This window comes from Streptomyces sp. NPDC053474, assembly GCF_044544845.1.
GTDB lineage: Bacteria > Actinomycetota > Actinomycetes > Streptomycetales > Streptomycetaceae > Streptomyces.
Genome location: NZ_JBITXV010000022.1, coordinates 1 through 15,394 on the forward strand (window position 1 = coordinate 1; position 15,394 = coordinate 15,394).

At 72.4% G+C, this 15,394-nt stretch carries 5 protein-coding genes and 1 pseudogene; all 6 read left to right on the forward strand.

Annotated features, from left to right (window positions below):
• Positions 1-264, forward strand: a pseudogene (locus ACIG3E_RS36570) (type III effector protein); the annotation flags it as partial.
• 287 nt (positions 265-551) lie between these two features.
• Positions 552-2,360 carry an amino acid adenylation domain-containing protein gene (locus ACIG3E_RS36575; protein ID WP_399624588.1) on the forward strand — a complete coding sequence of 603 codons (1,809 nt, stop codon included), beginning with the start codon at positions 552-554 and terminating at the stop codon, positions 2,358-2,360.
• A gap of 287 nt (positions 2,361-2,647) precedes the next feature.
• The gene (locus tag ACIG3E_RS36580) at positions 2,648-4,189 is read left to right on the forward strand and encodes an asparagine synthetase B family protein (protein WP_399624590.1); all 1,542 of its coding nucleotides are present in this window, start codon (positions 2,648-2,650) and stop codon (positions 4,187-4,189) included.
• Positions 4,190-4,232: 43 nt separating this feature from the next.
• Positions 4,233-7,565, forward strand: a complete 3,333-nt coding sequence (locus ACIG3E_RS36585; RefSeq protein ID WP_399624592.1) for an amino acid adenylation domain-containing protein — start codon at positions 4,233-4,235, stop codon at positions 7,563-7,565.
• Positions 7,562-14,170 (forward strand): amino acid adenylation domain-containing protein, encoded by a 6,609-nt coding sequence (locus tag ACIG3E_RS36590; protein ID WP_399624594.1) that lies wholly within the window; start codon positions 7,562-7,564, stop codon positions 14,168-14,170. The genes ACIG3E_RS36585 and ACIG3E_RS36590 overlap by 4 nt, the downstream gene beginning before the upstream one ends.
• Positions 14,167-15,393, forward strand: coding sequence for an MFS transporter (locus tag ACIG3E_RS36595; RefSeq protein ID WP_399624597.1), 1,227 nt, complete (start codon positions 14,167-14,169; stop codon positions 15,391-15,393). Before ACIG3E_RS36590 ends, ACIG3E_RS36595 begins: the two co-directional genes overlap by 4 nt.
• Position 15,394 lies beyond the last annotated feature (1 nt).

Sequence of the window (15,394 nt, forward strand, 5' to 3'; positions counted from 1 at the left end):
GCCACCCGCCAGGCCAGAGCCGCCCACCGCGCCACCGCCACCTGGGCCCGCCACAACGCCGCCGACCTACGCCGCCTCGCCGGACAAATCACCGCCCTCACCGACCTGCCCGCCACGGCCCACCTCCCGCTCGGCCAGCTCCACGCGGCCCTCGCCCACGACGACCCCGCCGAGCTCATCCGCCCCCTCAGGAGCACCCGCCCCCACCTGGCCGCCACGCACCCCGACCTGGCCGCACAGCTCGATACCCTCACGCCACCCTGAAGCCACACGGTGAGCAGGGGCCGGTGCCGGAAGGCGGGGGGTGAACCACAGCAACCCACCGCCATACAGCGCCAGATGACGGCCGGTCAGGGGGCTGTGATCAGCCACAGATTGAGCGCTGCGGCCGGATCTCGGCTGCGGTGAGCAGTTGTTGATCACTTGTTGATTGCCCTGGGTCAGGTTGTGGTCGCAGGCCGTGGCGCAACGCTGCGTCGCGAAGGGGTCACCCCTAGGTGTCCCGAGCCTGCGCATGACCGCGATCAACCCACCAAGAAGGGTATGGATCCATGCCGTCCACTCTGCTGGAGGCAATCAGCCGCCGTACGGCCCGGCAGCCGCATGCCACAGCCCTGGATCTGAACGGCCGCACGCTGACCTATGCCGAACTGGGGCATCGATCCGGCGCGTTAGCCGCGGAGTTAATGGCCGCCGGAGCAAGTCCTGGGGACGTGGTCGGGATACTGACCCACGCCGACCTGGACTTCGTTCCGGCGCTGCTCGGCGTCCTGCGATCGGGAGCCGCCTACCTCCCTCTCGACCCTCGTAACTCTCCTGCCCAGATCGCGCGGCTGATGGCCGCGGCGGGCAGCCGGTTCGTGCTCTGCGCCGACTCGCTGCGGCACCGGCTGGACGGGGCGCCGGATGTCACCGTCGTGCCGCCCGAGCAGCCCTCGGACCGCCACGATGCCGACCATCCTCCCGCGCGGCCGGTCGACCCGGCGTACGTCGTCTTCACCTCGGGGACGACGGGGGAGCCCAAGGGCGTGGTCGTGCCCCACCGCGCCCTGGCCCATCACGCCGGAGAGATGGCGCGGTCCTTCGGGCTGACCTCCGACGACCGAGTCCTCCAGTTCGCCACCATCGGGTTCGACGTGGCGGCCGAGGAGATCTTTCCCACCCTGGTGGCCGGCGGCTGCGTCGTCCTGTGCCCCGATCCTCCCGCCCCCCGGGACCTGACCCGCGTACTGGCCGACGGGCGGATCACCGTCGCCAACCTGCCGTCCGGGTACTGGCAGCAGTGGAGCGCCGGCCGGGACGGCGGCCCGCCGCCCCCGCGGCTGCGGCTGGTCGTCATCGGCAGCGAAGGGGTGGACGCGTCTGCCGCGGTCGCATGGTGCGGGTCGACCGATGTCGCGTTGGTGAACGCGTACGGACTGACCGAGACCACCATTACCTCGCTGGTGCACCGGGTCGACGCGGACGCCGACACAGAGGTCGTCGCCGTGGGCCGCCCGATCGTTGGTGCGACGGCATACGTTCTCGATCCGAACCTGCGGCTGGTGTCCGACAGCAGCGAGGGAGAGCTGTACATCGGCGGTGCCGGTGTGGCGACGGGCTACCTCGGCAGGCCCGCGGAGACCGCCCAGAGGTTCCTTCCGGATCCGTTCGCCACAGTGCCCGGCGCGCTGATGCACCGTACGGGCGACCGGGCCCGCCGCCGACCGGACGGCGCCGTGGAAGTCCTGGGCCGCATGGACGATCAGGTCAAGGTCAACGGCCACCGGATCGAACCGGCACAGGTGGAGGCGGCCCTGTCGGCGCACCCTCTGGTCGCCCTCGCGGCGGTCGCGGTGCACCAGGACCCCGCCGGCGGCCGGAGGCTGGTGGGTTATGTGGTCCTGCACGACGGCGGGACGCGGGTGCCGACGGACCTGCGCGCACACCTGTCGGAGCGGCTGGCGGCACACTTGCTGCCCGCCACGCTGGTGGCGGTCCCTGAACTGCCGGTGACCAGGAACGGGAAGCTGGACCGGGGCGCTCTGCCCGACCCCGGGCGCCACGTACGGCGCGAGCCGCTGGCCGACCCACGCTCCGCGTTGGAGTCCCGGCTGCTGGACATCTGGCGGGAGGTGCTGGGGACCGATGACATCGGGGTCCGCGACAGCTTCTTCGACGTCGGCGGAACGTCGGGCTCGCTGGCGGCCGTGCTCGCCCGCGTCAACGCGTTCCGGACCGACCAAGTCGGCTTGCTGACCCTGTTCGAGCATCCGACGATCGCCCAACTCGCCACTCATCTGGCCGAGTCGGTTCCGGGCCCAGCGGCACCGGAGCGGCGGGTGCGCCGGGCGATCCGGCGCCGTCGTGCGGCCGGCTGAGTCCGTGGCGCACGCACCGGCCGGGCACCGGACGGTCAGAACTGACGGCACAACCGAGGATAAGGGAGGGGGCACTCATGTCCGCAGTCTTCGGATGGTGGACCCACCGGGGAGGTCTTGACCGGACCGGTCCGGCCGCGGTCGCGGCGATGGTGGAGAGCAGCCGACGCGGCGGCCCGCACCGATCGTGGACGTCCGAGCACGCGGTCCTGGCCGCCGGAGGCGAACCGGCGCGGGGGAACGGCCCCCTGGCGTCGCGGGGGACCGGACACCCTGTCGTGGTAGTCGTGGACGGCTACATACACGGAAGCCGGAACCCCGCCCAGACACTGCTCGACGGCTACTTGGCCGAGAACGAGGTGGCGGCCGAACGGTGGCAGGGCGCCTTCGCGTTCGCCGTCTGGGACGGCCGCACCGGAGAACTGGTCCTGGGACGCGACCGGTTGGGCATCAAGCCGCTCTCCTACGTACGGCAGGACGACGGTGTGGTGTTCGCGTCCGAGGCCGGGGCGCTGGCGGCACATCCGGGCGTCCCGGTGGAACTCGACGGCGCCGGGCTCAGCGCGCTGCTGACCCAGCTGCGCAGTCCGGGACACGGCGCTCTGCGCGGGATGCGGGAGATACCGCCCGGCTCCACGGTGCGCTTCTCGGCCGCCGGTGAGCGGCGACAGCCGTACTGGTCGCTGGAGGCGTTCCCGCACACGGAGTCCCGCGAGGAAACGATCCGCCGGGTGCGGAAGCTGCTCGACGAGGTGGTTCACGACGACCTCGGGGACGCGGATCCCGCCGTGCTGCTGTCGGGCGGTCTCGACTCCAGCGTGCTGACCGGTCTGGTGGCCGAGGCCGTCGGCCGACCACCGCGGACGTTCACCGTCTCCTTCGGCGGGACGGCGTCGGCCGTACCGGACCTGCCGTATGCCGAGGAGGTGGTGCGGTTCTGGAGTTGCGACCACGAGCGCGTCACCATCGAGCCGGACCTGCTGTCGCGGCCCGACACCCTCACCGAATCGCTCCTGGCCAAGGACTGGCCGACGCCGTTCGGGGACAAGAACATCACCCCGTACCTCTTCAGCGGGCACGTGGGCCGCAGGACACCGGTCGCCCTGAGCGGCGAGGGCGCGGACGCGATGTTCGGCGGCCTGGGACCGGAGGCCGACGACAAGCAGGTGCTCACCACGTTTCCGTGGATCGCGCGGGCACGCGCCATGGGCATGCCTCATGGGCTCGGCACGGGCCTGCTGCGAGCCGAGGTACTGCATGACATCGATATCGCGGGGTACGTCGACAGCCGCTTCGCCGAGGCGCTGGAAGAGGTTCCCCAGGTGCCGGGGGAAGACCCGGTCGACCGTCTGGGGCGGCAGACGGACTACCTGACGGCCACGCGGCTGCTGGAGCAGACCGTGCTCCACTCGGAACGGATGAGCGCCGCCGCGGGTCTCCAGCTGCGCTTCCCCTTCGCCGACCACCGGCTGTTCACCCTCCTGTACAACGTTCCGGCGCGGTGGAAGTCCTTCGACGGCCGCGAGAAGAGCCTCCTGCGGGCCCTCGGCGCGCCCCTCGTCCCGCCCTCGGTGCTGAGCCGCCGGAAGGTGCCCTACCCGATCACCTACGACCGCGGCTACAAGCAGTCCCTCGTGGAGAGGTTGCGGACGCTGCTCGACGACCCCTCCGCTCCCGTGCACACGCTGCTGGACCGCGAGCACGCGCAGCGGTACGTCACGACGCCCCGCCTCTTGGACCGGGGCGGCTGGCTGGGCCGGGCGGACGTGGAGATGGTGCTGCAACTCGACGCATGGCTGCGGCACCTGCGCGTCCGCCTCGCTCTGTGATCCCCCTTCGCCCCACCCCCCTCACAACGATTGGTACACCCCCTTGAACCAGCTGTACGCGTTATTCACCCGGCAGGCACGTGCGAACCCCGAACGGACAGCGGTCCGTGACGAACACGGATCACTCACCTACGAGCAGTTGCTGCGCCGCAGCACGGCGCTGGCCGCAGCGCTGCGCCACCACTGCCCGGCCCCCGGGCAGCGGATCGGGCTGCACCTGCGGCGCACGGCCGACGTGCTGACCGGCGTCCTGGCGGTCTCCGCGGCCGGTCACACGTACGTCCCGCTGGACCCGGCCTATCCCGCGCAACGCCTCGGCTTCGTGGCGGCGGACAGCGCGCTGTCCCTGATCGTCTCGGACCAGGACCTGCCCGAGGTCCTCGCCGGTGTGCCGGAACTGCGCCTCGACCGGACGGCGGCGCCGCCCCGCGTCGAGGAGGCCGCCGAACCCGCCGCGGACGTCCCGACGGACCCGGAGGCCATCGCCTACGTGATCTACACCTCCGGAACGACCGGCCGCCCCAAGGGGGTCGAGGTGCCGTGCGCGAACGTCGCCGCCATGGTGACGTCGTTCTGCGCGCGCCACACCGTCACCCCGGACGACGTGTGGACCCTGTTCCACTCGTACAGCTTCGACTTCTCCGTGTGGGAGATGTGGGGAGCGCTGGCCACCGGCGGATGCCTGGTGATCGTGCCGACGCACGTCGCGTCGTCCCCCCGCGCCACGGTGGACCTGCTGGTGCGGGAGAAGGCGACCGTGGTGAGCATCGTGCCGTCGGTCTTCCGGCACGTCGTCGCCGCCGCGGGCAAGGAGGAACCGCGCCCCGAGAGCGTGCGGCGGATCATCTTCGGCGGGGAGTCGGTCGACGCCGGTGACATCCGACGGTGGCGGGAGACGGTCAGCCGCGACTGCGAGTTCGTCAACACCTACGGCATCACCGAGACGACGGTGTTCGTCTCCTCCCGCGTCCTGACGCCCGAGGAGATCGACGCACCCGCGTCGACCGGCTTCGACCGCGACCTCGGCCGACCGCTGGACGGCTGGGAGATCGCGGTACTGAACGAGCACGACCGTCCGGTCCGGCCGGGCGAGACGGGCGAGATCTGGGTGGCCGGAGCCGGAGTCGCGGCCGGATATCTCGGTCTTCCCGAACTGACCGCGGAGCGCTTCAGGACGCTGACGCTCCCGCCCCGCGGTCCCCGCCGCTACTACCGCAGCGGCGACCTCGCCACCCGGACCGCCGACGACGTCTTCTGCTTCGCAGGCCGCGCCGACGACCAGGTGAAGATCAATGGCTTCCGCATCGAGCTGGGGGAGATCGAGACGGCCCTGCGCCGCCTGCGGGACGTACGGGACGCCGCCGTCGTGTGCGGGAGCAGCCGGGTCGGCGGACCCATGCTGACCGCCTACTACGTCGCGGACGAGGACGTGACCGCCGCGCGGCTCGCCGGACACCTCGCCGAGGCGCTGCCGAGGCACATGGTGCCAAGCCGGTTCGTGCGGCTCGCGGAGCTGCCGCTGAATCCCTCCGGCAAGACCGACCGACGCGCGCTCGCCGCGCGTGGGCCGCAGGGCAGGGAAGCCCCCGCGCCGCAGCCCACGCGCAACGCGATCAGCGACCCCGAACAGGTCGGATTCCTGGAGGAGTTGTACCAAGGCAGGTTCCGCTGGGACCTGATCCGGGACTTCCCGGCGCAGACGGCGGCCGACCGGGCACACGGAGACGCGTTCGTCGAGGAGCTGTCGGCCCTGTTGCGCGACCGGATCGACCCGGACCTGGCGGACCGGGAAGGGCGGCTGCCGGAGGACTTCCTGCCGGAGCTCGCCAAACGCGGGTACTTCAGGCTCCAGGCCGACGCCGAGGCCGACGGCCCTGCGCTGTCGCACTTCAACCTCTTCCGGGTGGTCGAGACGGCGGCGCGCTGGTGCATGCCCGTGGCCATGTCGCTCGCCCTGGAGAACACCCTGGGCACGGGTGCCTTCGCCACGCTGCCGCTCCCGGCGGCGCTGCGCGACCTGGTGCGGGGCCACGCCGCGGCCGGCGGGTTCAGCGCCAGTGCGGACACCGAACCGGAAGGCGCCGGCAACCAGGCCCGCAGCACGACGGCGACCCCCGTCGACGGTGGAGCCGCCTATCTGCTCAACGGCGTCAAGCTGTTCGCAGGGCACGCGCCTGTCGCGGAGCTCGTCGGCGTCTCGGCGACGGTCCGGACGGACGGCCGGGAGGTGATACGCGAGTTCTTCGTACCCACCGACGCCCCCGGTGTCACGGCCGGGGCCTGGCACGAGTACATGGGCATCCGGGGCTTTCCCAACGGATGGTTCCGTTTCGACGACGTCCGGGTGCCCCGGGAACACATGCTGGTCGAGCCGGACACCGCGCACCAGGTGCGGATGACGCAGACGACGAGCCGACTGGTCACCCGGGGACGCCTGCACCACATGGGTGCGCCCTCGCTCGCGGCCGCCAGGCTCTGCGCCGACTGGAGCCGTGAGTTCGTGAACCGGCGCACGATCGACGGGCGCCCGCTGGGCGACCACCGCGAGATCCAGGCACAGGTCGCGCGGACCCTCGCCGACACCTTCGCGATCGAGACGGTGTGCCAGTGGTGCCTGCTGCCGGAGGACCAGGGCGCGGCGCTCAACGTGCGCTTCGAGCAGAACATGGCCAAGAACGCGACCTCGCTGCTGGGCTGGCAGGTCGTCGACCGCACCATGGCGTTGCTGGGCGGCGAGGGATACGAGACCTCGGCGAGCAAGGCGCGGCGCGGGGCCCCTGCCTGGCCGCTGGAGCGGCTCATGCGCGACATCCGCAATGTCCGGGTGGCCGGAGGCGTGGACTTCCAGATCGACAACTGGATAGCGCGCATGTCGATCCTGTCCTACTACTATCCTGAGCCCGCTCATGCCGACGAGCTGCTGTCACCGGCGGCCCCGGGCGACGTGACCGATCCACGGCTCACCGGACGCAATGCCGGGCACCTGCGATGGGTGGCCGATCAGGTCCACGCGTTCGGGCGGCGCTGCCTGACGCTCGCGCGGGCGCACCCGGACAAGGACGCCCTGCTGGAGGACGAGCCGACGCTCATCCGGCTCACGGGCGTCGCCCGGGAACTCATGGTCTGCGCCCTGGTCCTGGCCCGCGCGGCCACCTCGGCTGAGGCGGGTGACTCCTCGGCACTCGCCGTCGCCGACGTGCACTGCACCGAGGCTCGGCACCGCGTCGCGGACCTGCTGCACCGCCTTGACACCCCGGATGCCGCCCCTCATGCCCAGGCCGCCGCGGCGTGGCTGGCGGGCCCCCGTACCGGCGAAGCCACCGAGTTACCCGACGACCGGGACCAGAGCGACAGGAACAGGGAGCGCACGACGTGACCACCCATCAGCAAGTGCCCCTGTCGGTCGGCCAGGAAGCCATGTGGCTGGCCTGGCGGCTCGATCCGCAGCAGTGGATCCACATCATCCCGACGCCGTACGCGGTCAGCGGCGACCTCGATGCGGCGCGGCTGCGGTCCGCGGTCGAGGCGGTCGGGCAGGCCTATCCCCAACTGCGCGGCCGCGTCGTGAAGACCGACGACGGCCCGGTACTGGACTGGGCGGACGCCCCGCCGATCCCGGTGCGCGAGCACGAGACGACGCTGGAACGCGATGACGCCGTACGAAGGGTGTGGCAGCGGCCGTTCGACCTGTGGCAGGGGCCCCTGGCACGCGTCGACGTGATCCGCGGCCAGGGCTGGACCGTGCTGCTCGTCGCGGTGCACCACATCGTCCACGACGGGGCGTCGGCGCTGGTGACCATCGACGCGCTGGCGCGTGCGTACGCCGGGGGCCGACTGACGCCCGGCAGCGACGTCGCCGCCCAGAGGGCCTTCGCCGAACGGTCCCGCCGTCTCGCGGACTCCCCCGAGGGAGACGCGCACCGCGACTACTGGCGTGCGGCGCTGCGGCCCACGGATCGGCCGTTCGCACTGCCCGCCACCGTCGACGAGCCGCAGTACGTCGCGCTCGACGGGCAGGTGCCGCCCGACCTCGCCGGTCCGCTGCGCGATCAGGCCCGTGCCCTTGGTGTGAGCTACACCAGTGTCCTCCTCGCGGCCTACTGCGCACTGCTGCGCCGGCACAGCGGAGCCGACGAGGTCCTCGTGTTCGTGCCCTTCCACGGCCGGACCCTGGAGGCGGTGAAGGACACCGTCGGCTATTTCGTCAACACCCTGCCCGTCCGGGTCGAGGTGGCCGCGTGCGACAGCTACGCCGACCTCGTCCTGCGGGTACGCAAGCGGGTCAAGGAGGCGATGGCCCACGGTGACCTGCCGCTGCCGGCCATTCTCCGCGCCACTGGGGCGACTGGCCCCCAGGCGCAGGCCGACACTCTGCAGACGGTGTTCCAGTTCTGGCATGCCGGGCTGCGTGACGGCGTCGACGTGCAGCACGTGGAACTGCGCACCGAGCGTTCCCGTGCCCGGCTCAGCCTGCTCGGCATGGAGAGCAGCGCGGGGTTCCCGCTCGCCCTCATGGTGCGCGAGGACAGCGCCGGCACCCATCTGCTGTGGAAGGACCCCACCGGTGCCGTGGGACCGACCCGGGTGAGCGCCATGGCGGCCGACTACCTGGAGATGCTGCGCGACATCGCCGCCGACCCGGGACGGTCCGTGATCGCGGTCGCCGCCGACGCGGTCGTGCCGCCCGCCACCGCCGCGCCGGTACCTGCCGCTCCGACGCCGCGATCCGGCGAGGACGGCCGTCTGGACGACATGGTCGCCGTCTGGCGCGACGTGCTCGGTGTCGACGACATCACACCCGCCGACTCCTTCTTCGAGCTCGGAGGCCACTCGCTCCTGGCCGAATCGCTCGTCCTGGCCGTCTCCCAGCGCTTCGGCACCGACGTCTCGATCCGTGCCCTCTTCGACCACCCCTACCTTGACGAGTTCACCGACCACGTCCTCCCTCCGACCGCGCCGTCCACGCCGTCCGTGCCGCCCGCGAGCCGGGAGGCCCCGGCCTCCGGTGTCCAGTACGGCATGTGGCTGGCCGGACTGATGGCGCCGGGCGAAGTGCTCTACAACGTGCCGATGGCCTGGCGGATCAGGGGCGGCGGCCTCGACGCCGACGCCCTGCGGCTCGCCCTCGCCGACGTGGTGGCCCGCCACGAGATCCTGCGCACCGCCTTCCGGCAGCGCGGGGACGAGTTGTGGCAAGTGGTGGGTGAGCCGTGGGAGCCGGAGCTGACCCGCGTCGACCTGGGTGGGGCCACGGCGGAGGAGCTCGACGACTGGCTGTACGCCGAATCCCACCGCGAGTTCCTGCCGGAGTCCGGACGCCTGCTGCGCGCCGCCCTCCTGTACGCCGGAGGCGACCAGGTCTTCTTCCTCTGCCTGCACCACCTGGTGTGGGACGCGGCCTCCCTGGACGTCTTCCTGCGCGACCTCGACACGGCCTACACCGGCCGCCGTGAGCACGCGGCACCTGCCGCGCCGCCGGAGGCCCTGGACCTGCCGGTACGACGGCCCGAGCTGCCCGGGACGGGCATCGGCGAGGTCACCTTCACCGTGGCCGACACCCCCGCCCTGGCGGCCGTCGCCCGGAACTCGGGGAGCACCGTCCGCGACGTGCTCCTCGCCTCCTGGGCCGCGCTGCTCGGCTGGTACACCGGTCGGCAGGACCTGGCCGTGGCGTGCGACGGCCGCGTCATCCGGCTGCGGCCCGCAGCGGCGAAGTCCTTCGCCGACCTGCTGCGTGACGTCCGCACCCGCACTCCGGACCCGGCCCCGGTGGCCGACGCGGCGTTCTCGTACGCCGACGCACCGGCCGTGCCCGGCCGTCCCTCCGTACATCTGTTGCTCCGCCCCGCCGACGGAGGCCACACCGGCCGACTCGCGTTCGACACGCGCCGGTTCGACCACGACCAGATGGCCGCCGCCGCGGAGCACTACGTGCGGATGGTCACCGCCCTCACCGAGGACCCCGAACGCCCCTTGGCGGCCGCCGAACCGCTGACGGACGTCGAACGGCACACACAGACCACCGTGTGGAACGACACCGCCGCCCGGTACCCCGACACCCCGGTCACCGAGCTGGTGCGGCAGCGCGCGGCGGCCCGCCCCGACGCGGTCGCTCTCACCGCCCACGGACACGACGTCACCTACGGCGAACTCCTCGACCGCGCCGAACAGCGGGCCCGCGGGCTCGTGGCGGCCGGAGTCCGCCCGGGAGACCTGGTCGCGCTGCTGCTGCCGCGCGGAGCCGAGCAGGTCGTCTCCGTCCTGTCCGTCCTCCTTGCCGGGGCGGCCTACCTCCCGATCGACCCCGCGTATCCGGCCGGGCGCGTCCGACTGGTCCTCTCGGACGCCGAGGTCCAGTGGGTCCTGGTCCCCGAGACCACCGACCGCCACGAAGGGCTGGGTGACTTCACCGGCGTGGTCCTGGACACCGCTGTGGCCGCGGAGGCGGACGCGTGCGACCTGCCGGTGGTGCACCTGGACACCCCCGCCTACTGCATCTACACCTCGGGCACCACCGGCCTGCCCAAGGGGGTCGTGATCAGCCACCGCAACCTCGTGCGGCTGCTGCGCAACGACCGGTTCCCGTTCTCCTTCTCGGAACTGGACGTGTGGACCATGTTCCACGCCTACACCTTCGACGTGTCGGTGTGGGAGATGTTCGCCTGTCTCTCCCACGGCGGACGTCTGATCGTCGTGACCGACGAGGAGGCGGACGACCCCTGGTTGTTCTGGGAGCTGCTGCGGCGCGAGGGCGTCACCGTGGTGTGCCAGACGCCCAGCGCCTTCTCCCGGCTGCTGACGCTCGAAGCACCGTCGGGCGCCTTGAGCCGTCTGCGGCACGTCATCCTCGCCGGTGAGGCCCTGCGTCCCGCCACCCTCCGGCCATGGGTGCGCCGGTTCCCCCACGTGCGCCTGGTCAACATGTACGGCCCGACCGAGACCACCGTGTACGCCAGCGTGCACACCGTCGACGAAACGGACATCGAGACCGGCGCCAGCGTCATCGGCACCCCCTTGCCGACGACGACGCTGCTGGTGCTCGACCGGCACACCGGCTCCCGGCTGCTGCCGGTCGGAGCGGTGGGGGAGCTGTACATCGGCGGAGCGGGCCTGGCCGACGGCTATCTCAACCGGCCGGAGCTGACCGGGGAACGCTTCGTGAAGTCCCCTGTCGACGGCCGGACCCTGTACCGGACCGGCGACCTCGTGCGCTACCGGCCGGACGGCGCCCTTGAGTACCTCGGCCGCGCCGACGACCAGGTGAAGGTGCGCGGCTTCCGCATCGAGCCGGGCGAGGTCGAGGCGAACCTGCGCACCCATCCCGCGGTCGCCGAGGCAGTGGTGCTCGCTGACGAGGACCGGCTGGTCGCCACGGTGCGGCTGTCCGCCGAGGTGTCCGCCGCCGAGCTGCGCCGGCACACCGCCGAGCAGTTGCCCGCCCACCTGGTCCCGTCCCTCTTCCGGCGGGTCGACCACATTCCCCTGACCTCTCACGGAAAGCTCGACGTGCCGACGCTGCGGGCGACGGCCGTCACGCTCGCCGAGGCTCCCGCGACGCCGGACTCCGCCGCGAACGGCACCGGCACACGACCCGCGAGCCGTACCGAGCGGATCCTGGCGTCGCTCTGGTCCGAGCTGCTCGGTGTCGACGACGTGACCCCCGACGACTCCTTCTTCGCCCTCGGCGGTCACTCACTGCTCGCCTTCCGCCTGCTGGGACGGCTGGAACGCGTCCTCGGGATACGGCCCGGCATGCGGGAGCTGTTCGATCGTCCGCGCCTGAGCGATCTGGCCGCGTACCTCGACGCCCACGGCGGGGCCGCGGGCCCCGACGCGCCCGCGCCCGCACCGGCCTCCGGCACCCGACAGCCCCTCTTCGCGTTCCAGGAGCGTCTGCTGCTCGCGGAGCTGTCCGACGAACGACGGGCCCACAACGTCTTCCTGGCCTGGACGACGACCGGCCGGATCGACCCTGCCGCACTGGACCAGAGCCTGGCCGACCTGGTCGCAGGCCACGAGATCCTGCGCACGGCCTTCGTCGCCGACCCGGAGGGGATGTACCAGAGGACCGTCGCGCCCTGGCGGCCGGAGCTGCAACGCCTCGACCTGAGCACGGCGCCCGACGTCGACACGGCGCTCACCGAGTGGCTCGGCCAGGCGGCCGGACGGCGTTTCGACCTCACCCGGGGCGAACCGCTCCGGGCGGCCCTCGCCGACCTCGGTGCTCGCGGCCAGGCCCTGCTGCTGTGTCTGCACCACCTCGTCATCGACGACGGAGCGATTCCCGTACTGCTGTCGGAACTCCAGCGCTACTACCTCGCCGCCAGGGACGGCCGTCCGGCCGCGCCGCCGGCCCGGCAGTACCGGGAGGTCGCCTCCCACGGGCCGCAGCGGACCACCGACGGCGCGGCGGGCCTCGCCCACTGGCGCTCCCGCCTGGCAAACGCCCCCGCCCATCTCGACCTCCCGCCCCAGCCGGACCGCGCGCCGGACGGCGTGGTCCGCGTGGACCTGCCGGAGGCCGTGACACAGCGGCTCAAGCGGATCCGGGAGACCCACGGGGCGAGTTGGTTCATGCTCTTCGGCGCCGCCCTGGGCACCGCACTGCACCGGTGGACGGGACAGGCCACGCTCACCCTCGCCGTGCCGGTCACCGACCGGGCCCGCACGGGTGCCCAGGACGTGCTCGGTCCCCTCCTCAACACGGTGGTGCTGCGCTCGGACCTCACCCCCGGCGCGACTCCCGCCGAGTACCTCGCCCGGTTCCGTGCCGAACTGCTCGACGCCATGGAGCACATGGACGTCCCGTTCGAGGAGGTGGTGCGCGACCTGGCCCCCTCGCGCCTGCCCGGACGGACGCCGTACGCCGACGTCCTGCTGAACCTGAACCTGCGTGACGACCGCACGGCACTGCTGGGCGACGCGACGCTGAAGCCCTTCATCGCCGAGTCCGTGTGGGCCGGCGGCACCGCCTTCCCGTTGACGCTGACCGTGGCCGAGCAAGAGGGCGGCGTCACCGCCCTCCTGGCCCACCAGGGGGCGCACGTGGCGGGGGAGAGTGCCGCCGAGCTCGGGCAGGGCATCGTACGGGCCCTGACCGAGCTGGCCGACGCGCCCGATGCCGTGCCGCACGCGGCGGCCGGTGCCGGACTGCCGCAGTACGCCGATGTCGCCGCGGTCGAGGCGCAGCTCCGTTCCGGCGCCGACCACCAGGATTCGCTGGACTACTGGGAGCGTCAACTAGCGGGCGCACCCTGCTGGTTGGAGCTTCCCGACCCCGACGAGCCCGAACCCAACGGAGCGGTCGACGTACCGTTGCCCGCCGACCTGACCGCGGCGCTGCGGCCGCTGCAGGCCGAGTACGGCCTGTCGTCGTACATGATCGCGGCCGCCGCCACCGTGCTCGCGCTGCACCTGTGGACCGGCCGGTCGGACCTGGTGCTGACCAGCGAGACGAGTACCCGGGGGGCCGAGTACACCGATGTGATCGGTCCACTGCTCAACACGGTGGTGTTCCGCCACAGCCAGGGTGGCGACGACACGGTCCTCGACGTCCTGCTCGCGGTGCGCTCGACCGTGGTCGACGCCCTGGCGCACTCCGGAGTGCCGTTCGCCGACGTCGTCGCCCGGCTGGCACCGCCACGCCTGCCGGGCCGCACACCCTGGGGCGATGTCGCGTTGGCGTTCGAGGTGCGTCCAGAGCGCGAACGGACCCTGGGCGGACACCCCTTGGCCCCCGTCGACATGTCGCGTGAGGACGCCGACTACATCGGCAAGACAGCTCTGACCCTCTCGTTCGTGCAGTGCGGTGACCGCCTGTCGGCCCGCGTGGCTCACCGTGGCGACCGGGTGGCCCGGGCGCGCACGCAGGACCTTGCCGCCGTGCTTGGCCGCCTGATGACGGACTTGCCGGCCCTCCTGGACCGCCCCGTGTCGGCCTTGCCGCGCACGGTGGCCGAGCCCGACGGGAGTACCGCATGAGCGTCAAGGCGGCGGTGCCGCAGCTTCGCGGGCAGCCCGGGTTGCGGGGTCTTGTGGCCGCCGAACTGACCTCCATGACCGGCACCCAGCTCAGCGCGGTGGCCATCCCCTGGTTCGTGCTGGAGGCGACGGGTTCGGCCGGTGACATGGGGCTTGTCATGGGCGCCCAGTGGGTCGGCATCGCGGTGATCGGTGCGGTCGGCTCCAACTGCGCCGGGCGGTTCGGTCCGCGCCGGACCATGCTGGCGGCGGACCTGCTCTGCGCGTCGCTGCTGGCCCTGGTGCCCCTGCTCCACTGGTGCCACTGCCTCCCGTTGCCCCTGGTGATGGCGGTCATGTTCGTCGTGGGAGGGTGCACCGCGCCCTACCTCACCAGCCAGCAGCTGGTCCTGGACTCCTTCGGCGGGGACGAAGCCCTGCTGAGCCGTGCCAACGCGGCCCTCCAGACGGCCACCCGGCTCGCCATGCTCGTCGGTCCCGCCGTCGCCGGTGTGCTCGTGTCGACCGTGCGGGCGCCCGGCGTGCTGCTGCTGGACTCCGCCAGCTTCGCCCTGTCGGCCGCCATCGTGTGGCGATGCCTGCCGGCGGACGCTCCCGAGCAGCCTGACCGGCGTCGGCCGGCGCTGGCCGCCGGAGTGCGCGCGCTGTTCAAAGACCGTCTGCTGGGGGCCTGGTCACTGGGCCTCGCGCTGGCCGAGACGGCATGGCAGGCCCTGTTCGCGCTGATGCCGCTCCTGGCACTGGCCCGCTACCACGACGCCCCGTCCGTGGCCGGTGTCCTGCTCGCCGCGTTCGGCGGCGGTGCGATCCTGGGAAACCTCCTGCTCCATCCCGCGCTGCGGGTCACGTCGGCCCAGCGCCTGGCGGTGGCCGGACGCGTCGCCCTGGGGCTGGTCTTCCTCGTGCTCCTGGCGCCGTTGAACCTGGGGCAGCTGATCGGCTGCCTGGCCGTGGTCGGGCTGCTCAACGGGCTGTCGGGGGCACCGCTCGTCTCCGTGCGCCTCACCCGCGTCCCGGCGGCGACCCGGTCGGAGACCCTGACCGTGGCCACCGCGGTGGCGCTGTCCGGTGGGGCACTCGGATGGGTCCTGGCCGGAGCGACCGTGCAGGCCGCAGGGGCGGATACGGCCCTGGCCACGACGGTGGCGGTACAGACCGCCGCGACGCTCCTCTTCGTCTTCGGCGCGTACCCCGCCCGCGCCGCCACCGCATCGGAAGGCTGAG

Coding starts and splice junctions, on each gene's coding strand:
- ACIG3E_RS36575 (WP_399624588.1), top strand. CDS start 552: ATGCCGTCCACTCTGCTGGAGGCAATCAGCCGCCGTACGGCCCGGCAG.
- ACIG3E_RS36595 (WP_399624597.1), top strand. CDS start 14,167: ATGAGCGTCAAGGCGGCGGTGCCGCAGCTTCGCGGGCAGCCCGGGTTG.